The sequence below is a fragment of the Pseudomonas sp. MG-9 genome, assembly GCF_018729515.1.
GTDB lineage: Bacteria > Pseudomonadota > Gammaproteobacteria > Pseudomonadales > Pseudomonadaceae > Aquipseudomonas > Aquipseudomonas serboccidentalis.
Genome location: NZ_JAHHZH010000006.1, coordinates 375,513 through 396,394 on the forward strand (window position 1 = coordinate 375,513; position 20,882 = coordinate 396,394).

Sequence of the window (20,882 nt, forward strand, 5' to 3'; positions counted from 1 at the left end):
TGGCAATCAGGACGTTTCTCTGTAGAGAACCTGGCTCGATCTCGAACCCCAGGATCCGCTAGCTTTTAACAAGACGCAGTTTTGGAGGGGGCGGATTTTTACCCGTTGCGCCCTCACCTCCATCCCCTCTGAGCACATTTAGCATGAGACCAAATGTCAGCTCATTGATCTCTTCGGGCGAGATTGCCAATTGTTCCGCCACATTCGTTTTCGTAATTCCTTCAGCTCGAAGCGCAGCAAATATCTTTTCCAACACTACAGAGCGTTCGTGATTGATAGGAGCAGGCTCATTCACCCGATACCCCTCTTGCGCAATCTGAATGCACAACGTCCGGTAAGTCCAGTCAGTTGTAAGCCCCAGGCTGTGTAACCGGTAATTCAAAGCTGCAACGGAAACCGCCCACAATTTTTTGAACTTGATCAAGCTATTTAGGCTTACTGAACGCGGAGCCATCGCCAAAACGCTTGCCCTCGGCATCAGAAACGCCGAAGCGAAGGCGTTAGCCTCCCGCTCAAGATCTGGTCCTTGAGGATGAGCATGCTGATGCATCACCAGATGTCCTAACTCATGTGCAGCATCAAAGCGGCAGCGCTCTGCTGATTTGAACGTGTTGAGAAACATGAACGGTCGCCCACCACTCCACATCGAAAATGCATCGACATCCTTGGCGTCAATGGCGAGCGAGTAGACGCGAATGCCCCTGGACTCAAGCAGAAGGATCATATTCTTGATCGGCTGTTCGCCAAGCCCCCACTGAGCACGCAGAGTCTCCGCTACAACCTCAGGACCTTGTTGAGAAGAAGTCAGTTGATTGAAAGCTTCTTCCGATGATGTAAGCGCCCCTCGCTCGCTACCCAGGTCCGGAACATCGGGGTGCGGAAGATCAAACCGGCACTCCAACCATTCGTTTAACAGCAGAGCTATTGCGCCAGCCCCTAAAGCACTGTCTCTTAGAGACGCCGTCATTTTCGAAAGTGAACGGAAGCTTGCGACATCAGGCGTAGGGACTTCCGGATCATCCCCAAAAAAGAAAGCTTCTGGAAATCGAAGCGCACTCGCAATCCTGGCCAAGGTCCCAGCTTCAGGCTCCTGCGTACCGCTTTCATAACTCGACACGGACCGTTCGGTCACCCCGATAAGGCCCGCGAGCTCGCGCTTTTTCATCCCGCGTCTGCGTCTGGCCAGCGCGAACCGTTGTGAATTAAACATAAAAAGTCATGCGTTCTTACGACGAATTTCAATATCAATATCTGGGCCACTTGGACCGGTAATTTGAGCGAAGCTTTCATCCAAGTCGATAGCGCCGAGCAGGATTCGCTCAGACCACTCAGTGATCTTGCCTCCGTGGTCGATGCTCGATGGCCGCGAAAGCTCAAACCTGATTTCATTCTTGGCGGTGTCAGTGTGGTGTAGCAGCATCCAAGTTTCAAAGCCCTCAAGCCCAGAGAACTCAGTCTGCTGTGGAATCAAGTCGGCGAACATATCCAGCTGGGAATTGTGCAGAATCGCCTCGACGGTGCTTCTTCCCTTTTTAGAGCGATTGGTGGGAGTACCGTAGGGATTGCCTACGCTTGCGTCACCCGACGCCACCGAGACCGCGAGTTTGAGGCCTGAATGGACCGTCAATGGATAGTTGGTTTTTTCATAGGCAGCCCAGCCTAAAGGGCGTGTTTGGTCGCGGAATGACCCGACGATCCAGCCCCACATTTCCATACCTGGAAAAATCGACGGATGATTTCGAGTCAACCTCACACGATGCAAATGGCCTTGATAGACAGCTTCACGAACAGCCTCATGAGACAAGCTCAACTGATCGAGGCGCGTGGTTACATCTGTCGGACCACTGAATATCTGACAAGCCTGCATAAGCGTTTACTCATGGAGTGGACTTCCGTTTATTCTCCCTCAAAAGAGGAGGAAAAACAAGAAGCCGGGTTTTTATGCTCGGTTTCAGGTTCACCCAGTCACTCCCGGAGAGCACGCACCTACAGCCCACAGGCATCTTTCTCGAAAGCTTTCTCAACGAGATTGACTACCTGTCAGTTACATGGCTGAAACGCAATGCCAATGCAGTAGTACCGTTAGCGACCATACACCGCAATGAGTCGTTTACTGCTGTACCGGACGAATGATCCACGCTTATTCGATTCGAACAAATTTCAATCACACATCACTGCTTTGACATCCCACCATGGAACTTCGAACCATGTCATTGCAATGCCCTTGCTGTCATTCCCCCAAAGTCGCTTCTTTCCATCACGCAAGGAAAATCGGCGCAGCCATTGGCACCCTCGGCGGCGCAGCTCGTGGCGTCAGCGCCGCACTTGCCGCCTGCCAGGCAGGGGCGCTAATCGGTACTGTAGCCGGGCCAATCGGCATAACCCTCGGCTCGGTATCAGGCGCAATCCTCGGTGGCCTGGCCGGCAGTGCCAGCGGCTGTGCACTCGGTGCTCAGCTGGGTGACTCGCTAGATCGTCACGTACTCGCTCACAACCTCTGCTTGCTCTGCGATCACCGCTTCAACCTACCCGCCTAAACCATTTCACCTCACTCATTAATCACGTCCGGTAAGTGCTGCGCGATGCGCAGCATCTATGCCGGCTTGCACCCTAAGGAATCGTCAACATGGCTCACCAAATCGAAAATATGGCTTACATCGGCACGACTCCTTGGCATGGCCTGGGCAGTCGTCTCACCGAAAAACAACCGCTGGAAGTCTGGCAACGTGAAGCTGGGATGGACTGGCAGATTCAGGAAAGCCCGGTTCATTTCAAAGCGGACGCTATCGGCCATATGGGCAGCATTCACTCCTTCCCGGAGCAGAAGGTACTATTTCGTTCTGACACCAAAGTCCCACTGTCTGTCGTGTCACAGCGCTACCAAGTGGTCCAGCCCCGTGAGGTGTTGGAGTTTTACCGAGATCTAACCGAGCGCTCAGGCTATGAGCTGGAAACCGCTGGAGTGCTGAAAGGTGGTCGCAAGCTCTGGGCGCTGGCGCGCACCGGGCAATCGACAGCGCTCAAAGGCAATGACGTGGTGAATGGTTACTTGCTACTGGCCACCTCCTGCGACGGCACACTCGCCACCACCGCAACGCCGACCACCATTCGCGTGGTCTGCAACAACACACTGACGATTGCCATCAATGGCGCCAGCCACGCGATCAAGGTGCCACATAGCACGCGCTTCGATCCTTGCACCGTCAAACAACAACTGGGCATCACCGTCTCGCAATGGGACGACTTCATGTACCGCATGCGCACACTCGCCGCCCGCCCCGTTAAAGACCATGAGGCCAAGGCATATCTGCGCAGTGTGTTATGTGAAGTACAGACCGATAAGCCTGAGCACACCGGTCTCTCGAATGAACGCGCCTTAAACAAAGTACTGAGCATGTATGAAGGACATGGCCGCGGCGCCGAGTTGGAGTCCGCCAAGGGCACCGCCTGGGGTTTGCTCAACTCAGTCACCGAGTATGTCGATCACGAGCGTAGGGCGCGCAGCAATGAGTACCGCATGGACGCGGCCTGGTTTGGCCAAGGTGCCGTCATCAAACAACGCGCACTCGACACCGCTCTTCGATTGGTAGCCTGACGCTGCTCTCCACCACTGCTGCTTGAGCAATCTCCGCTCAAGCAGTTTTTATGCCTGAAGGAAATCACGATGAATGTAATTCGCTTTATCGGCTTACTGTTTCTGTTTTTCGGAATACTGGCCAGCTGCGTCTTGGCAGTTTTGCTTGTGTTCATCCTGGTGCGATTTTGGCCCGTGCTGATCGCAGTGGTGGTTTCATGCGTAATATTTGAAGTTATAGCCAGAAAGGCCGGGGACCTGGCACCTGCAAATTTAGTCTGAGGGCTTGGCGAAAAGCAACTCATCCAGCCGACTCATTAGCTCCACACGTCCCACCGCATGAAGCTTATGAAATTTGACCAGCAATTCTGCCTCATCATCCTCAACGGCATAAAAAAATGCTGCCGGTACGTTGAGCACCTTGCTCAAACGCTCGACAAAGTCAGGAGCTGGGACCCGCTTTCCCAGCTCATAGCGATTCATGCGAGTACTCGCAGACATCTCATCCAGACCAGCATCCAAACCTAACCGCTCCTGCGATAAGCCTGCCTGCACGCGGGCCTGCTTTATGCGCTTTCCCAAGACTGACATGCACACAATCCATTTACCAAAGCGGCATCGTGATTGCTTGTCTTTCGCTCGATACTACCGTTTTGGTAGTATCGGGATGAGCTTCGCAGCTAGCGAGTCTCTGAGACGAGGCAAATCCCTCGGAAAAGCGTCAAGACTTCGCTGATTTTTAACTTTGCAAGGAAGGCCTCCATGAAACGCTCAACGCTTGTCCTAATCCCTTTTTTGATGACTCTTGGCAGCTCGGTACAAGCTCAAGACGATGTAGCAGCGTGCTCTCTAATTCGGATAGATCAATACTACGGCCTTAAAGAATGGGACTGTCGTGTCCCCAACACCCCGGTCCGAATTAGCAACATTTACACGGATAAGGAAGGTCAGAAACGAGTAGAGAGCATCAGCAGCCAGCAAAATGCTATGTGTGATGATCAGGGAATTTGTTCAAATTCGGGAAACTTTGCGGGAAATGCACCAGCGGGAAGTTATCACTACACCTTCGGTTGGTATCTGGGAACGGACACTCAAGGTAATCCAGTGTCGTATAAAAGTGGAACAGGGCCGGGCTTTGGCGGAAAACACTTCGCAGCCGCTGAAAAATCTAAAGACGCTGAACTAGCTAAAACTCTACCCGATGTGGTTTGTATGCCGACTGCCAGTTTTAACTGCTCAATTGATGACAAAGAAATAGAGGATGAGGATCTACCAAAATATCTTCCGATAGTAAATGAGCAAGAGGTCAAAAACGCTGGCGGAAGCTGTCAAAGCATTCCATTGTGCTTCAATAAAAACATGATACTTCTGGGTTTAAATAAAAAATACTTTAAGTAGATTAATTTACAAAGAGACACCTAGAAACCCTGAAAAAAGCCAATACGTATTTATTAGAGCGTTAGCCTGCCTCAGATATTCGTAATTCGGCAAAGAACAAAAATACCAATTAAATCTTACTAGATATAAACATTTAAGCCCCCGACCCATGAATAAGGGACATAAAGCCGGCAGGAGGTTGATATACCTTCTGCTGGCTTTATGTAATTCTTTATTTTATCGTAACCACCTGACACCATCGCCGAACACACTGTTCTTATTTAAGGACGTTGGCGCTCAACCGTAAATTGGAATAGCAAATTGCGGCGACTTACGCAGAAACTTGAGTAAGTTGGCTTCAGTTGCTTTCATTATTTCACCAGCTCCATCAACTTCCCAAACCCATCCACCACGTCATACCTCACCTGTGCTGAGGTGATCTTGGCGAAGAACTTGCGGGCGCAGGCAATTTTGGAGGCCTCGATGGCACGCAGATCCATGCTGGACATTGACCCCTTGGTTTCGGCGACAAAGTAAACGTGCTTTACCTTGCCCTCTTGGAAGGCGATAGCCCAATCTGGGTTGTAGTTGCCGACTGGCGTGGGGATGAAGAAACTCTTCGGCAATTTGGCGTACACAACCACTTCGGCACTGGCGTCCAGCTCTTCGACGAATTTACGTTCGACGCTGGAGTCGGTGAACACGTAGTCGTAGACGTGGTGCTTGGCTTCGAAAGCTTTGCTGAAATCGTCCTTGGGTTTCTCTGCAGTAAAAATGTCCGAGCTATGGGTTTCATCTACTGGATCGTAGGCGATGTGCTCGACAATGGCGGTAGCCTTCTGCTCATTGATCAGCGTAGCGGCCTTGGCGATGAAGTCTTCCGGGTTGGTTTTGTACTGGCTGAACACCGCAACATTGATGTCTTTGAGGATGCTGGCAATGGTGCTGCGTGTTAGCTGGGTATCCTCGGCTAGATTGCCGATCAGATCGTATTTCACCGCCGAATGAACGGAGTGGTTGTACTTTTCGGTCGCGCTTTCGGCGATCTTAAAGGCAGTGCCGCTCTTCATATCGTCGAAGCTGGCGTTCTCCAGCTGGCTGCCGCGCTCAATAATGTACTGCATCGGTTTAACCCGCAGCTCAGTATCCAGGGCTTCCACGCACTTGCCCACCAGCTCATCGGTTTCAAAGTGAACGGTGTAAGCAGCCTTACGGTTGATCTTGTTCCACAGCGCCTGAAACTCCTTCTTCTCGAAGTTCGAGTTCAAGGGGTTGATCTTAGCCTTGCGGTCATCGCCAATCTCCGGCATTTGCGCCGCACTGAATACGCTATCGATCAACTGGAACACCTGGGCGGCATAGGGCTGTAGCTCAGCCGGCAGCTCTGCCAGTTGTTCTTGTTTTTTTGCCTCGTGGTAGGTCAAGGTGATCTGATCGTTGTCGTCGGTGTAGTCGTTTTTCAGCAGGTATTTGTAAATCTGCTTGGCCAGTTGCGCAGAGACCTCAACGTCGCCAGTTGGTGTTCGTAAAATTTTGCCTTTGAAGTAACTCTCGTTGGCCTCACGTGGCCGGGCCGACAACGAGTCGCTGATGTCCCTCTGCAGTGCGCCAACAAAATCTTTGTAGCTTTCGCTGGCTACCACCGTCAGCTCGTTGATTTGGTGCACAGTGGCCGGGTCATCCATACGGTCACCCAGCTGGTTGACGGCCAGACGCATGCCACGACCCACCTCTTGGCGCCGGGAGATGCTGTTATCGCTGTGCTTTAAGGTGCAAATAACGAAGACGTTGGGGTTATCCCAGCCTTCGCGCAAAGCCGAGTGCGAGAAAATAAATCGCACCGGTTCGTCGAACGACAGTAAGCGTTCCTTATCCTTGAGAATAAGGTCGTAAGCATCCACGTCGTCGGTCTCAGTGGCTTTTTTGCCCACGGCGGGATCGACTAGTCGTTTGCTCCTCTTGTCGATAGAGAAGTAGCCATTGTGAGTCTGGCGAGCCTGAATGCCCTTAAGGTAGCGATTGTAGGGCGTGTCCTCCAGCGTCATCACGTCGGTGAGGTAAGCGTTGTACTCCTCCTCGAAGATCTGCGCGTATTCGCCGGGCAGTTCGCCGGTTGCGTCGTACTGGCGATACTTGGCCACCTCGTCTATGAAGAACAGCGACAGTACCTTGATGCCCTTGCTGAACAGCATCATCTCTTTTTGAAAGTGCGCCTTTACCGCCTCTCGGATTTGGATGCGGCGCATGGCGGCCTCATCCACGTTGCCCACGGCCTCCCCGGCAACCAGCTCGACACCATTGGTAAAGCTCAGCGTGTCGATACGGGCGTCGATGTCGGCAACCACGTAGTCTTTGTACTGATCCAGCCCACCGGACAGGTCGTAGAGATTATCGTTGCGACGAAGCTTGCGCATCACCCGCTTGATACCAGTACTCTGCTTAATCTCCATCTCGACCCGCGCCACAGGCGACTTGGTCGAGACTTCGATGTCCTGTAGGAACAGGTAGGCATTGGTGCCGGTCAGGCCTTTAACCGTAATGCCCCGCACGCTAATCTTCTTCACTAGCTTCTGGTTATAAGCGTCCAGCGCGTCGAGGCGGTGGATTTTGTTGTACTCGGTTTTGTGCGTAGCCGAGTAGCGCACAATCATCAGCGGATTGAACTCGCTAAAGGACGCCAGCGTCTTGGCCCCTTCCATCTTCTGCGGCTCATCGAGAAACAAAATCGGTCGGTTGGCCTTGATTACGTCGATAGGGCGGCGCGACTGAAAGTCATCCAGCTCTTCATATATCCGCCGCTGATCAGCACCACGAGCGGCGAACGCCTGCACGTTGATGACCATGACGTTAATGCCGGCATCAGAAGAAAAACTCTCCAGGTTGTGCAGCTGCTTGGAGTTGTAGATGAAGAAGCGGGCCTTCTTTCCGTAGCTTTCCAGGAAGTGCTCAGCGGTGACCTGCAGCGACTTGTACACGCCCTCTCGGATTGCAATGCTAGGCACCACGACGATGAACTTGCTCCAGCCAAAGCGTTTGTTCAACTCGAACATGCTCTTGATGTAGCAATAGGTCTTGCCAGTACCGGTCTCCATCTCAACATCGAGGTTGATGGAGCAACCTGTATGTTTGTCGCTGGCCAGCGCCGCCGATAACGGCAGGTTCTGCCGTCGTTGTACCCCTTGAATATTTCCCAGCAGCTGCTCCGCGCTCAATGCTAGCTCGGCATTCTTGAAGCCAGCCTCAGTAGGCTCAATCACCTTCGCTCTAAGTAAATCGATCTGTTGCGGTGCTAGGGATGTGGCAGGCCTAGCTCCAGGGTCGACGCGATAACTCACGCCAGAAGATTTTGGCTGGCCAGCAAAGCAGTCGGCAAAGGCGTCTACCGCATGAGTCTGGTAGGGCTGAACTTTAAACTTCAGTTTCATATGTACCAGCCCCTTAAAGCGTCTTAATTTCGGTAGCTGGAGAAAGCAATTTAAACATCTGCTCAACGTTGATTTTCACGCTGTCGCTTACGAAACCGGCGTCGCGGAACACCACACGTAGCGGCTTATATTCGGCGAGCTGTTTGACGAAGTCTTCTCCAATGCTGGTATCAAAGCATGCGACCAGTGCGCTTCCATCAACGAAGAACACTGTCTTGCCGGCGATAACTTGCTGGTTGATCGGCAGCGCCAGATCCACGCCCCAGTCAAGCAGCACCTGAAACAGCAAATCTTCAGCAGTGCGGTCTTCGCGAATATTGTCGACCTGGCCGGAGAGCAAATCCTGACTCACTGCATCCGGTGTGTAGTAAACCTCTTTCATATTGGAGGTATCAATTTTTAGGACGCGAAAACCAGTATCTAGTTGATTAGCGTCTTCCGTGCCAACAATATCGACTTTAAGCCTGCTTCCAGCACGGCGCATTCTCTCCTTCCCAATCTCTGTTATCTTAAGCGGAATATTATTTTCTTCATAAAATTTAATTGCCGACTCATATTTCTTATTGCTTTTATCAATAGCATCATCTATCTGAATAGCGATGAATCTCCTGCTCCCGGAGTCTAACGAATTCGCCTTCATGACAGCATGAGGCAAGGAGCAAGAGCCTGCAAAGAAATCCATAAATATACCTTCGCGCCCATTATAAAGATCAATACAGGTGCGAATAAGATCGATAGGCTTTTTTCCATCAGGAAAAGGAATATCACCCTCTTTCCCAACATTGTTGTAGTCAAAATTATCCCAGAGAGTACCTAACTTTTCTTTTTTTATTATTTGATCTCCACTCGCATCAGCCACATCGTGCAGCCAGATAACGCGACGGACCGTATTGCTAATGTAGGTATGGACAACCTTAACTCCCCTATCTCTACCAGATCTAGGGACATACTCAACTTCTAAAATTTCACTATCTTCCAAGCGACCCACGGCATCCATCACACGGGTTCGAATACTTGTTTGCGCATTTGTATCTGAGAATATTTGTTTAAAATATTTTTTATACGCATCAGCTTCGCTGATACCCTCCTGCTTGCAAGCCTTGCTGATGGTCGTCCTTCTAACACCAGCCCGCTTATATATATCTATCGGATTTCCATCACCATCTTTTATAGTACCAAAAAATATCCGCTCATCCGCTCCAAGAAGAATGCTAGTGTATTTCCAGCTTTCCCCTTCTGCCCGCATTTCATTTATGACATCAATTAATGGGCGCTCTGTATAAAGATGCGCAAGGGTATTGAAATCATCAAGCGACTTAGCATAAATAACTATATATTCGACATTCTTCTTAAGCCTTTTATCTTCACCGCCACCCGACGCACCTGCCGAAACTTTCGCCATAACGCTTATGGTATTTACATAGTTCAGCTCACCGAACACTTCATTCAAGACGGATATGGTGTTTTTTAGCTCGATATCGCTAATAGACACACAAATCACCCCATCATAATCAAGCAGATTCTTAGCTAGGCGCAACCGAGGATACATCATGCTTAGCCATTTAGAATGGTACTTACCGTTCGCTTCCGGATTGGCAACCATTCGATTCCCGTGCACATCCACCTGATTTGATTTTTCTAAATAAACGTCTATTGATTCGGAAAAATCGTCTTCATAAATAAGATCAGTCCCGGTGTTGTACGGCGGATCGATATAAATCAACTTAACCTGATTGAGGTAAGCTTCCTGCAACAACTTAAGCACTTCTAGATTATCACCCTCAATAAACAAATTTTTTGTCTTATTGAAGTCAACACTACCGTCTCTGCACGGGCGAAGCGTCTTCGCAATCGGTGCATTCGCTGCTAGCAGCGCCTCACGCTTGCCCGGCCAATTTAGCTGATAACGTTCTTGTGGCCCTTCTACCACTGAGGCAGAAAGCTCCTGACGCAGTAGGTCGAAGTCGATGGTCTTTTGCAGCTCGCCCTTGGCATCCAACGCTTCAGTGATGCAATTCGGGAACAGTATGGCCAGCTTGTCGATATTGGCTTCGGTCAGGTTTTTAGAGTGCATCTTCAGCTTGTCCATGAGACGTCCTGTAATTCTTGAATTCTTGGGTACGAACTGGCGCTTACGCGCTCAGCTGATCAATTTGGGCGTTCAGCTCCCGCAATTGCGCGTTGAGCTCTACTTTGCGGTTGAACTGTATTTCTTTGTGCAAACGAGCCTCTAGCTTGCGCTGCTCACCATGCAGGCTCCGTAACTGCGTCAAGCGCTGCAGCTGTTCTGGCAGGCCTTCACCGAGCCTCGCCGGCTGAGATAACAAGCTACGCAGCAGTTGTTCGTAAAGACCTTGCAGGTCCAGCGCCACCGGCAAGGGCTGACGCTCGGTATCAGCCGTTAGCCACACTCCGGCGAAATAGCCATCGATGACCCACTTATTGGCATCGGCTTCGCTCGGGCGTTTAAAGGTCGCCACCATGCGGGTGCGCTGCTCATGGTGCAACTGAAAGATGATCGGCAGTGGGATAACGCGGTCGATGGCGCGCAGTACATCCTCATCCAGTTCAGCTGTTTTCAGTGCAATGTCTAAAATCTGAATTTCCACGAAACTGCCCCGCGCCGGCAGGTTAATGGTTTCCGGGGCCAGCTTGTAAGCCCAGGTAATTTGCTCGACTTGGGCAACAAATTTATCGCGCAGCGTCGAGCTGACAGCTCCCCGCTCGTAAATTTTGTTCTTAGCCACCACGCGGCCAACCTTGGCCTGCGGCGGAAAACTAAATAGCGCTGACGTAACTGCCGGAGTGACTGCGGCCTGGCTCATGCCACGCCCTGAATGACGATGAAAGTAATCAACTCGAAATCATCCAGCCCAGAGATTGTGTCGACCAGCGCGGTGGTCCTACCGCCGCTAAACAGACTGTCGATATCTTTCTCTTCCTTCACATCAATCATTGAGCGAATCGCTTGGTCGAGTAGGTTGGAGTAGGCGCGCATGTTACGCCCGTCCTGGGTGGACTGATTGAATCGCTGGTAGGCATCACTGATCGGCTCGCTGCGGCCCTTACAGGCGCTGCGAGCCAGATCCAACAGACGCTTGGCTTCTGTCTGATCACTGATGATCTGCCCTTCCAGACTGATATAAATCAGGTAGAAGGGATGCAGGCGGTTCTGTTGATTGAGGCCGGCGCCGTGCTTGCGATTGCGCAAGGTGAAGATTACGCCGGGCACCAATCCAAGTTCCTGCCGTGCCGGCACCACGGCGTGCACGCCATTGGGGATGCTGCCGAGGTCGCCATTGGCCTTGATGTAGCTGAGCAAATCCATGCGAAAATCATTGAGGCCGAGGTCGGTGATGGAGACGCCGGTCTTGATGTCTTCCATCTCAATCACTTCATCCTGCAAACGTCGTAGCTGCTCCTTACGGTAGGCGACGTCGTTGGCCTGGGCGCTGAGCACGTTGTCGTCACCGGTGGCTGTAACATCAGCGATCATCATTCGGTTTTCAACCCGCTCTTTGAGGTTGATGTACTCGTCGAGGCTAATGTCTGGCCAGTAGTTGACCAACTGGATGCTGGCGTTCTGAGAGCCAATACGGTCCACCCGGCCGAAACGCTGGATGATGCGCACCGGGTTCCAGTGAATGTCGTAGTTGATCAGGTAGTCGCAGTCCTGAAGATTCTGGCCTTCGGAGATGCAGTCGGTACCGATTAGGATGTCAATTTCACGCGGCTCGTCCGGGTAAATCAGCGCTTTTTCTTTCGAGCGCGGCGAGAACAACGTCAGCAAACCTTGGAAGTCATAAGTCTGGCGACCGCCTGGCATGGTGCCGAGGGTGGATTTGGGTGCATCGCTGCCGGTGACCTTGCCGGAATGTACCTTGTGAGTGCTCAACAGGTACTCAGCCAAGTTGTCGTAGAGGTAATTGGCGGTATCGGCGAAGGCGGTGAAAATCAGCACTTTGCGGTTGCCAGAATTGATCGGTGATGCCAGCTTGCTGGTGATCTGGGTTTTCAGGTGCTGCAGTTTGGCGTCGTCGGCAGGTGTGACCTTGGCCATTTCAGCCAGCAACTCTTCAATCAATATCAGATCGCCTTGTAGGTCTTGCTCCCAGGACGGCACGTCCATGTCTTCCAAGCTGATTTGAATCTTCTTGCCGATGGTAATGTCACCGGGCAACGGTAAGTTGTCGTCGTCGAAATCAGCATCTTCAAAGGCTGCAGTAACGTCGGCGAAGTCACTGGCAAGGCCGGTCTTCTTGAAACTGGCGATTTTATCTAACGCGTTCCGATGCGTGTTTCGCAGATTTTTCAGGGTTAGGCGAAAAGACTCGACCGAGCTCTCTAAGCGCTTTAGAAGGTTGGTGGTCATCAGCGCTTGCAGGCTTCTCTCACGGTCGACCTGTTTAAACTTACCTTTACCCCCCTCCACTTCGGTGTCGTACATCTCTTCGTACTTTTTCAACCGACTGGGCAGGATGTAGCTAACTGGCGCGTACACGGCGAGCTTGAGCAGCGACAGCTGGTTGAAGATCTCGTTGAAACCGATGACGTCACCACGCGGAGTCAACGGGCAATGAAACGACAATGGCTTGCGGCGCTCAGGGAAGCTGCCGATGTCGGCGGTGTTGTAGAAGGTCTCAATATGCCGGCGAGAGCGGGCAATTGTGACGCTGTCGAGCAGCTCGAAGAAGTCGAAATCAAGGGTATTGAGAATCGCTGCTGCAGTGCGTTTTTCCGGTGGCAGACCGGTCCACACATTGAATGCTGCCTGAGCGCGACGGAAAATACCGTCGATGTCCTTTTCAGTGCGCAGCTTCTTACTGAGGTTGTCGCTCTCGCCCTCGTAAGCCAAGGCCAACTGGTTTCGCAAGTCGCTAAAACGGTTGTTGACCGGGGTGGCCGAGAGCATCAGCACTTTGGTCTTCACCCCTTGACGAATGACCTGATTCATCAGCCGCTGGTAACGGGTCTCTTTGTCTTTATAGATATCGTTGTTACGGAAGTTGTGCGACTCATCGATCACCACCAGGTCGTAATTACCCCAGTTGACGCGATCCAACGGAATGCCCAACGACTCACCACGGGTGCGGGTCAGGTCGGTGTGGCAAAGCACGTCGTAGTTAAAGCGATCCTTGGCAAAAATGTTGGTCTTGAGGTTCTGGTTGTAGTTGCGCCAGTTATCGGAGAGTTTCTTCGGACAAAGCACCAAAACGGACTTGTTACGCAGTTCGTAATACTTGATCACAGCCAATGCGGTAAAGGTTTTACCCAGGCCAACGCTGTCGGCCAGGATGCAGCCGCTGTAGGTTTCCAGTTTGTTGATCAGCCCGGTGGCCGCGTCGCGCTGGAAGTTGAACAGCTTTTGCCAGATCAGACTGTCCTGATAGCCGGTGCGGTCATTGGGTAGCACATCCTCATTTATGTCTTCCAGGAACTCGCGAAAGATATTGTAGAGCATTAGAAAATAGATTCGCTCTGGGGCGTTCTCTTGATAGACCGAAGCGATGTGATCGCAGAGTCGACCAGTCACATCTTCAAGCTTTTCCGGATCGCTCCAAATCTGCTCGAACAAGTTGAGGAACATGCCAGTGTGGGCCGGCTCATCGAAACGGGAAACGATGTTCGAGAGCGCGCCACCTTTCTGGTAGCCGAGATCGACAGCTGTAAATCCCTGAACGGGCATAAATACAGCGTTACCCGACTCGGCCTTTGAACCGATAAAGGGCTGCATCGGAGCCTGAGCACGGTTTGAACGGAACGTAGCCTTACGGCGTATCCAGTCAGCACACTCCTTGGCGATAGCCTTTTGAGTAAGTTGATTCTTCAACTGGATCTCAAACTCACTTCCGGTGAGGCTGCGCTCGCGCTCTGCCTTGGGGATATAGAACTCGCGCTGCTCCTTCTTGATCTTGTCGCTGACCTCATTGGGGACGAAGGTCGGCGAGGTGAAGATGAACTCCAGGGAGTCTATGCTCTCAAGTTCCTTCTTCAGCGCCACGTAGGCGTAGATCGAAAAGCACGAAGCAGCGATCTTCAGCTTCGAACCCGGCTTAATCGTACCTTTGAGGCTTTCACCAAGCAGGGTATTGATGTTGTCGATCAGTTCCATATGAAGGATTCCCTTTATGCGAGCTGAGGGGATTATCAAGGAGCTTGCAACGAATATCACGGATTACTAGCCGGCAGATTGCCAGGCACACAAGTTTCGGCCCAATTCGCCCTCTCACATCCAGTAAAAAGGCCAAAACTCAAAAATAGAGCCACCCACAAGCCATCGTAGAAATCCCTACTCTGCCAAACGTCATGCCAACCAACATCGGCGAAGTCGCTTAGGCTGGCCCACACGCAGGCACCGAGCTCCTACGGGCCTCAGGAGGAGTTGCTGATCATCCTTTACTAAGTAGCGCATCGCGTAGTGGACATGTGCACGCCCCCCTTGGTCATTGCGATGAATAACACCGATTCCCAGCCTTTCCCCATACCTGCCTTTGTCCTGATTGCAGCTATCGAAATACCCCCGCCCCTGCGTCACACGTCCCCACAGCTCACCAATTTGCCGTGCCTTGTAGATATCCCCGCGTAGCTCTGCACCATTAAAGAAGAACGCAGCGTGGATGTGATAGCCCCGACTTTCCCCTTGCTCCACTGCGCAGATATAGCCGGTCTCATACTTGAAAACCGAATTGCGCTCACGCTCGGCGACGAACCTGTCCAGATCATCAAATACTTGCTCAACACGCTGCCTGGCTTGAGACACCCAGTGGTAATACAGATTGACCCTGACTACGACGGTGCGAGCGTAACGATCCAGCACAGAGTCCGTATATTCAGTGACCCTACTTTCTTGATCCCCTGCCTGGTAACGACGGTCACTCTTTTTGCGCCGATACCATTGCTCCCGAGTCAACTGACGAATCCTCACGACCAGTAGGTTCATGCTGCGGCGATGATCCAGATAGGCTGTTCTCTCTTCATTCAGGCAGACAGGACCGACAGGGCTACGCTCGATCCCGATATGCTGACAAGCCTCCCAGAACGCTTGCAGGTGCTCGCTGTAACGGTATTGGCAGCGATCATCAAACAAGTCGATCATTTGCTGAATGCGATCAAAATAATGGGAAATCTTGGTCCGGATTGTTTGCTTGCAACCTGAGCATGTGCCTTTGAATCGGAATGCTGGAATATCGTGTTGTTCGACTGCTTTGACGAGCCGCTCGATCTGGATGGCAATATCGGATTGCGAGAGATGGTTGTGGGGTCTGTGGCTGCTCATGACTGTGTACCTGGTGGTTGTTTTCATACCAGATACCGTTTGTGCTTTTTTTAACCGACCAGCTACTCCCTAGGTAAGCCGTGATCACTGGAGATTGATTACTCTCTGTTCGGTTGCTTATAGCTATATAACTAGATACAGCTCTGTCGCGAGTGAACGCTTCCGCTCCAGACGGCCCAATCAGAAAGCTATTGCCAAGCCAGACAGGAGATCGACCAATCAGCCCCATGGGGGAGTTAGCTGAGAATCGCCTGTTCATCATCGGCATAAAGGCCAGGACCGTCTCTTTGCCGGTCCTGGCCTTTATGCTTGAAAGTCCAACTCCTTCTCAAATCTCATACACCCAGATCACGCGCCTCGATCCTGGATAAGATCCACTCGTGCACTTCTCCTTCGACCCAGCCAACGCTGCGGTCTCCCAGCGAGACTGATTTTGGGAAGGTACCTTCGACGATGTACTTGTAAATGGTAGACCGGGCCAGACCGGTCGAACTCATGACGTCTCTCAGGCGGATGATTCTCATGAACGGGGCTCCTCTGTTCGTTCAGAGGATTGGCAAGACTTGTAAAAAAGTACCGCTCACCGCCCTGCCGTCTCGCCAAACTCATCGGTCCCTGTGCATCAGCCGATTAGTCATCTCCACGGGGAGTGAGCAATCCGTAAAAGGCCTGGTCCTCTCTGGAAACCCCATTCAGGTCAGTAAACTCCCGAACATTAACGTTGCCAAATCCACGCCCAAACTCCGCCACATACAACCTTTGGGGACTTATGACGCCATCAAGTGGTAGCGCCAAAACTGCTCGCGAAGGATAGAAAATGAACTTGGGACTAACGACAACCCGTCGAGCAGGGAGCAGCACATAGTCCATAGACTTAAAATCGATACTGCTGATCAACGGCGAGCTCGATTGAAACCAGTCGTTTCTAATACCTTTCGCCACACGCTCAGCCTTCTGAAACAAATATCGGGCAAGCGACTGAGTAGCCTCTGTATCAGCACCTCCGCTCCGCAAGTCTTGCTTGATCAACTCAACGAGCTCGGACTCGCCTTTGTTGAAATCGTCCCAATAACGAGAAAGAAGGTATTCCGCATAGCAGTCAAGCCTCCCTCTCAACAAGCTCCCAAGTCTTTGTTCATGCTTATCTTCAAAGAACTTACGAACGCCAACCTCACGCTGATCCGCTGCCTCGCCTTCCGTATGCAGCATTTCATCCACTACGTCACAGTCGTTGCTCGAATTGACCATTCGAGTGGAAGAGACCAGCAACATCGGCAAGCTCTGTCCACAGATCAATTCCGAGTGGTGCAGATTGAGGTAGTAGATGCTTTTTGTTTTCTTGAAAATGACAGAGCCCGTCGCTCCGGGAACGTAGGCCCGGATCAAGCCACAGTCGAGCAAGGTCCCAACTCGGTTTTTCAAGCGCACCTGGCTCAGTCCGGTTATCCGCGCCAGCTCGGCGCTTCCCAGATCCCTTACAACGCCAAATCGGTCTGCGCGAATCAACAGTGCAGCAAGCAGTACGCGATTCACCACGCTCACTCGCCCCTGCCCTCTGCTTGCCCGCACCTGAGCAAGAGGAGCAGTTGCTCTCTGTTCATCTTGCGGTGTGGCGATAGCTGATCGCTGATCAGCCACCTTGAGCTCATGCTGTAGCAGGTGGCGAATTACCTTTTCGTGGATTACCTCTGTCACGTCGTGTCGAGCAACCTGCGCTGCGTAGCTGGCGCCTAACTCATAGTGCCTTTTGGGACGACCTTGCCCGCTCACCACATCTCGGCGAACCAATACCCCAGCTGCAACCAGCGAATTCAAAGCCGCGCCAGCCTGGGTATCGGAGGTTCCAAAACGCGCCGCCAGCTCCTTAACACCCGCACTAATACCCCTAGGAACCAAACCGAGCTCAGCCAAACGGATCAGCAAATATTTCGCCTCAGGGCTGATTCCATTCGCCTCACTGCGCAGCACCGCAAGCAGTATATCGTTCACAAAGTCATCCAATACCCATGAGTGTTTCGATATTTTATCTCAATAATTACAGACTGTTTTTTATAAATAAAAATTACTTAGTAATTTACCAAGTAAATTACTAAGTAATAGAATGAAGAAAATCTAGATGGAAGCGCCATGGACAATCAAACAGCAGACAGCTACTGGCTCAATCTGGAAGACCCAACTCAGCGCGAATGGGCTCGGAAACACCTACACAACAAGGGGGAGATGTACCTAGACCAGCCAATCACATACAAGAGCCTCGATGGATGGCTGCAACAGGAAAGGGACAAAGACTCCGCACTCCTGGTGAGAATGCAGTCGGCCTGGGGCCAAGTTCAGCGAAGGAAAGAGAGCAAGCAGGCAGGAGAGAAAGCATGCAGCTTCGTACTTTCATCTAAGGCAAAGCGTCACCTGGATACGCTGGCGAAGCAGAACAAAGCCGGCATTAAAGATTTCCTTGAGACCCTACTCTCTGAGGAGTACGAAGAGGCGAGCCAACAGAAAATCGCGGCCAGGGACGCCGCCAAGAAGGCCGCCGAAAAGGAAAAACGACTAAGGAAGATACTTGAGGCCATCAACTCAGCTCTCCATGAGTGCATTACGGAACTGACGCAGCGCACCATAATGATGGAAACCGAAAACCTCTCAATCGACGACATCTCTGAAGAGCAAAAGAGCCGAAGCGCAGCGCTTCACTCTGAAACACTTAAAAAATTTACCACTAAACGGCTAATGCTCCCCCGGGATGAAGTGTTTCCTCGCGGCATGGAAAGACCAACGTAGCCGAGACCCACGATGCGCACAGCACAAGTTCTGTTAGCGATGCTGGCCGCCCATCATGCCCCCCAAGGCACCAAGCAAATTACATTGGCATTCCAAATGGCATTCCAGCCAGAAAACAAAACCAGACTTTTCTTTTTAAATCATCATGTTGTAAGTCCTGTTCAGATTACCCCGGCCCACCAACTCTCGACGACAAAGCCCGCCTCGTGCGGGCTTTGTCGCATCTGCCCCCCTCAATGCCCATGCCGATGATGCACATCCGGAAAATGCGCATGACTGTGCCGAATCGGCGTATGCACATGTGGATGACTGTGCGGCTCCACCCCATCCCACTCAAACTCATGCGTATGCTGGTGATGCTCGTCGTGTGTATGCCGATGATCGTGCTCGAGCGGTTCGTGCTGATGCTCATGAGCATGATTTTCCATCAGATGAATCCATACGCCCACGGCCATTAACGCCGCTGCGAGCAGGAACATCAGCGATATCGACTCGCCCAGCAGCAGAATCGAGATGCCTGCGCCCAGGAACGGTGCGGTGGAAAAGTAGGCGCCGGTGCGTGCGCTGCCGAGTCCGCGCAGGGCGAGGACGAACATCACCAGGCTGACGCCGTAGCCGAGAAATCCGACCAGCAGGATCGGCACCAGCGTGGGAGCGGCAGGTAGTTGTGTGCCGATGAACAAGGCCAGGCCGCAGTTGACCAGTCCCGCCACCAGGCCTTTGCTGCCGGCGATGAACAGGGCATCCGAGGCAGAGACCTTGCGCGTCAGGTTGTTGTCGATGGCCCAGCAAAAGCAGGCGAAGGCGACAGCCAGCGGCCCGGTCCAGTCCTGCGCCGACACCGCCTCTTGCGGCCACGACAGCACGACACCACCCGCCACGATGGCGAGCATGCCGATTACGATTCGCCGGTCAGCATTTTCCTTGAACACCATCCACGCCAGCAGCGCCGTGAGCACCGATTCCAGGTTGAGCATCAGTGACGCGCTCGCGCCGGACGTTCTGCTCAAACCGAACATCAGCGCGACCGGTGCCAGCACCCCGCCGAAGCCGATGGCGCCGATCAGCCAAGGCCATTCACCAGTCCTGAGCCCGGACGGCTGCCAGCCTCGATCGCGGGCAAAACGCAGGACGGTCAGGCCCAGACCGCTGCCCAGATAGAGCAATCCGGCGAGCAGAATCGGCGAAATCTGTACCCCCAACAGTTTGGCCAGTGGCGTACTGGCGCCAAACAGCGCGGCCGCAGCCAAAGCGTAGAGAACGCTGATATTCATGATGGGAACACTCGCTCGGGCCGATGGAATACCGGCACCTATCATGGCAAAAATCAGGTGAGAATTATGTGAACAGCTGATTCGTGTCAGGGAACATCACCTCAAGCACATGCTCAAATCCAGCAACATTTAATCCGCGCAATCTCTGGGCGCTCGCCCGATGCGGCCTCTATGCTGGGAACATCGAGATGCAATGGAGTTGAAGATGAAGACCTGGATCGCTGCCGCGCTGGCCGCACTGATTACCCTGCCCGTCCATGCGGCCGATGCAGGCGCCGTGCGCGTAGAACCGATAGCTTTCACAACCAGTGCCGACAGCGTCCAGCGCAAACAGTCGATCAAGGGTGACCAGACCGCCGAATACAAACTCAACGCCAAGGCTGGCCAGATGCTCACCGTCGACTTCAAGCCCTCCAACACCTCCGCCTACTTCAACATCACTGCCAAGGGTGCGGATTACGCGCTGTTCAACGGCTCGATCATGGGCAATCACTTCCTCGGCACATTGCCCAGCGATGGCGAATACACGGTTCAGGTCTACCTCATGCGCAACGCCGCACGACGCAATGAAGTGGCCAACTACGACTTGTCTCTGAGACTGGTCAACGGTGATACCACCCTCCAGAAGCCATTCGACCAGACACTGGAATTGCAGGGTATCGCCTTTCACGTAAGCACCGAACAGGTCGGTGACAAACCGACGCTGCGCATCGTTCCCAAGGGGCTGGAGATCGACAACACGGTCATCATCCAGGCGCTCAGCGGTGATGTGGTGCGCGCCGAAGTCGCTGATCTCAATAACGACGGCTCCCCCGAACTCTACGTTTTCACCCGCTCGCCCGGGCGCGGCATGCCGGGCGAATTGATTGCCTACTCGGCCAACAACAAGAAATCCCTGAGCGAAATCTACTTGCCCCCAGTCAGCGACAACCCGAAAACCGCCGAGGGTTATCAGGGTGAGGACTCGTTTGCGGTGGTGGAGAACACGCTGGTGCAACGCTTCCCGGTCTATGACAGTGCCGACGCTGGCGCGGGGCGTACGGGGAAGATGCGCCAGGTTCAGTACAAGTTGGTAGCGGGTGAAGCGGGATGGATTTTACGCGAAGACAAGGTCACGGAGTTCTGAAATGACCTGGCGCGTTGCGGCCGGCGGATAAACCCCTGAACCGCTTCTACAC

General features: G+C 52.5%; 16 protein-coding genes. 5 read left to right on the top strand and 11 right to left on the bottom strand.

The annotated features are described in order from the left end of the window. Window positions 1–58: 58 nt before the first annotated feature. Window positions 59–1,210 carry a helix-turn-helix domain-containing protein gene (locus KKQ10_RS18265; protein ID WP_155584208.1) on the bottom strand — a complete coding sequence of 384 codons (1,152 nt, stop codon included), beginning with the start codon at window positions 1,208–1,210 and terminating at the stop codon, window positions 59–61. A gap of 6 nt (window positions 1,211–1,216) precedes the next feature. Continuing rightward, complete coding sequence (locus KKQ10_RS18270) at window positions 1,217–1,867, bottom strand: hypothetical protein (RefSeq protein ID WP_252191655.1); 651 nt, start codon at window positions 1,865–1,867, stop codon at window positions 1,217–1,219. Window positions 1,868–2,207: 340 nt separating this feature from the next. On the opposite strand from KKQ10_RS18270, the gene KKQ10_RS28445 reads away from it, so the two are divergent. Both KKQ10_RS28445 and KKQ10_RS18275 read left to right on the top strand, forming a co-directional pair. Then, entirely contained in the window at window positions 2,208–2,537 is a 330-nt protein-coding gene (locus KKQ10_RS28445; protein WP_150743399.1) for a hypothetical protein, read from the top strand. Window positions 2,538–2,626: 89 nt separating this feature from the next. Further along, entirely contained in the window at window positions 2,627–3,595 is a 969-nt protein-coding gene (locus KKQ10_RS18275; RefSeq protein WP_215501877.1) for a DUF932 domain-containing protein, read from the top strand. A 252-nt stretch (window positions 3,596–3,847) separates the two neighbouring features. Here KKQ10_RS18275 and KKQ10_RS18280 read toward each other — a convergent pair whose 3' ends face one another. Next, the gene (locus KKQ10_RS18280) at window positions 3,848–4,165 is read right to left on the bottom strand and encodes a helix-turn-helix domain-containing protein (RefSeq protein ID WP_215501878.1); all 318 of its coding nucleotides are present in this window, start codon (window positions 4,163–4,165) and stop codon (window positions 3,848–3,850) included. Window positions 4,166–4,336: 171 nt separating this feature from the next. Between KKQ10_RS18280 and KKQ10_RS18285 the strand changes: the two genes are divergently transcribed. After that, a complete protein-coding gene (locus KKQ10_RS18285) occupies window positions 4,337–4,972 on the top strand; it encodes a hypothetical protein (RefSeq protein ID WP_215501879.1) in 636 nt (211 codons plus the stop codon). A 350-nt stretch (window positions 4,973–5,322) separates the two neighbouring features. Here the strand turns inward: KKQ10_RS18285 and KKQ10_RS18290 are convergent, their stop codons facing one another. From KKQ10_RS18290 to KKQ10_RS18320, 7 genes are all read right to left on the bottom strand, one after another. Then, window positions 5,323–8,376, bottom strand: a complete 3,054-nt coding sequence (locus KKQ10_RS18290) for a type III restriction-modification system endonuclease (protein WP_215501880.1) — start codon at window positions 8,374–8,376, stop codon at window positions 5,323–5,325. Between the two features lie 13 nt (window positions 8,377–8,389). After that, window positions 8,390–10,465 carry a site-specific DNA-methyltransferase gene (locus KKQ10_RS18295; RefSeq protein ID WP_215501881.1) on the bottom strand — a complete coding sequence of 692 codons (2,076 nt, stop codon included), beginning with the start codon at window positions 10,463–10,465 and terminating at the stop codon, window positions 8,390–8,392. A 43-nt stretch (window positions 10,466–10,508) separates the two neighbouring features. Then, window positions 10,509–11,201: a DUF4391 domain-containing protein gene (locus KKQ10_RS18300; protein WP_215501882.1), complete on the bottom strand. Its 693-nt coding sequence runs from the start codon at window positions 11,199–11,201 to the stop codon at window positions 10,509–10,511. Then, the gene (locus KKQ10_RS18305; protein WP_215501883.1) at window positions 11,198–14,488 is read right to left on the bottom strand and encodes a helicase-related protein; all 3,291 of its coding nucleotides are present in this window, start codon (window positions 14,486–14,488) and stop codon (window positions 11,198–11,200) included. The genes KKQ10_RS18300 and KKQ10_RS18305 overlap by 4 nt, the downstream gene beginning before the upstream one ends. Before the next feature lie 192 nt (window positions 14,489–14,680). After that, window positions 14,681–15,652 carry a YagK/YfjJ domain-containing protein gene (locus tag KKQ10_RS18310; RefSeq protein WP_215501884.1) on the bottom strand — a complete coding sequence of 324 codons (972 nt, stop codon included), beginning with the start codon at window positions 15,650–15,652 and terminating at the stop codon, window positions 14,681–14,683. Between the two features lie 335 nt (window positions 15,653–15,987). Further along, entirely contained in the window at window positions 15,988–16,176 is a 189-nt protein-coding gene (locus KKQ10_RS18315) for an AlpA family transcriptional regulator (protein ID WP_215501885.1), read from the bottom strand. A gap of 106 nt (window positions 16,177–16,282) precedes the next feature. Beyond that, entirely contained in the window at window positions 16,283–17,641 is a 1,359-nt protein-coding gene (locus KKQ10_RS18320; RefSeq protein ID WP_215501886.1) for a helix-turn-helix domain-containing protein, read from the bottom strand. A gap of 138 nt (window positions 17,642–17,779) precedes the next feature. Here KKQ10_RS18320 and KKQ10_RS18325 point away from each other — a divergent pair, with 138 nt between their 5' ends. Next, window positions 17,780–18,430: a hypothetical protein gene (locus KKQ10_RS18325; protein ID WP_215501887.1), complete on the top strand. Its 651-nt coding sequence runs from the start codon at window positions 17,780–17,782 to the stop codon at window positions 18,428–18,430. A 233-nt stretch (window positions 18,431–18,663) separates the two neighbouring features. Here the strand turns inward: KKQ10_RS18325 and KKQ10_RS18330 are convergent, their stop codons facing one another. Continuing rightward, a complete protein-coding gene (locus KKQ10_RS18330) occupies window positions 18,664–19,704 on the bottom strand; it encodes a DMT family transporter (protein WP_215501888.1) in 1,041 nt (346 codons plus the stop codon). 205 nt (window positions 19,705–19,909) lie between these two features. Here KKQ10_RS18330 and KKQ10_RS18335 point away from each other — a divergent pair, with 205 nt between their 5' ends. Next, window positions 19,910–20,830: a PliI family lysozyme inhibitor of I-type lysozyme gene (locus KKQ10_RS18335; RefSeq protein ID WP_215501889.1), complete on the top strand. Its 921-nt coding sequence runs from the start codon at window positions 19,910–19,912 to the stop codon at window positions 20,828–20,830. Window positions 20,831–20,882 lie beyond the last annotated feature (52 nt).

Bases quoted from the DNA above. Each gene is read 5' to 3' on its own strand.
- KKQ10_RS18265 (WP_155584208.1), bottom strand. From the start codon at position 1,210: ATGTTTAATTCACAACGGTTCGCGCTGGCCAGACGCAGACGCGGGATG.
- KKQ10_RS18270 (WP_252191655.1), bottom strand. From the start codon at position 1,867: ATGCAGGCTTGTCAGATATTCAGTGGTCCGACAGATGTAACCACGCGC.
- KKQ10_RS28445 (WP_150743399.1), top strand. From the start codon at position 2,208: ATGTCATTGCAATGCCCTTGCTGTCATTCCCCCAAAGTCGCTTCTTTC.
- KKQ10_RS18275 (WP_215501877.1), top strand. From the start codon at position 2,627: ATGGCTCACCAAATCGAAAATATGGCTTACATCGGCACGACTCCTTGG.
- KKQ10_RS18280 (WP_215501878.1), bottom strand. From the start codon at position 4,165: ATGTCAGTCTTGGGAAAGCGCATAAAGCAGGCCCGCGTGCAGGCAGGC.
- KKQ10_RS18285 (WP_215501879.1), top strand. From the start codon at position 4,337: ATGAAACGCTCAACGCTTGTCCTAATCCCTTTTTTGATGACTCTTGGC.
- KKQ10_RS18290 (WP_215501880.1), bottom strand. From the start codon at position 8,376: ATGAAACTGAAGTTTAAAGTTCAGCCCTACCAGACTCATGCGGTAGAC.
- KKQ10_RS18295 (WP_215501881.1), bottom strand. From the start codon at position 10,465: ATGGACAAGCTGAAGATGCACTCTAAAAACCTGACCGAAGCCAATATC.
- KKQ10_RS18300 (WP_215501882.1), bottom strand. From the start codon at position 11,201: ATGAGCCAGGCCGCAGTCACTCCGGCAGTTACGTCAGCGCTATTTAGT.
- KKQ10_RS18305 (WP_215501883.1), bottom strand. From the start codon at position 14,488: ATGGAACTGATCGACAACATCAATACCCTGCTTGGTGAAAGCCTCAAA.
- KKQ10_RS18310 (WP_215501884.1), bottom strand. From the start codon at position 15,652: ATGAGCAGCCACAGACCCCACAACCATCTCTCGCAATCCGATATTGCC.
- KKQ10_RS18315 (WP_215501885.1), bottom strand. From the start codon at position 16,176: ATGAGAATCATCCGCCTGAGAGACGTCATGAGTTCGACCGGTCTGGCC.
- KKQ10_RS18325 (WP_215501887.1), top strand. From the start codon at position 17,780: ATGGACAATCAAACAGCAGACAGCTACTGGCTCAATCTGGAAGACCCA.
- KKQ10_RS18330 (WP_215501888.1), bottom strand. From the start codon at position 19,704: ATGAATATCAGCGTTCTCTACGCTTTGGCTGCGGCCGCGCTGTTTGGC.
- KKQ10_RS18335 (WP_215501889.1), top strand. From the start codon at position 19,910: ATGAAGACCTGGATCGCTGCCGCGCTGGCCGCACTGATTACCCTGCCC.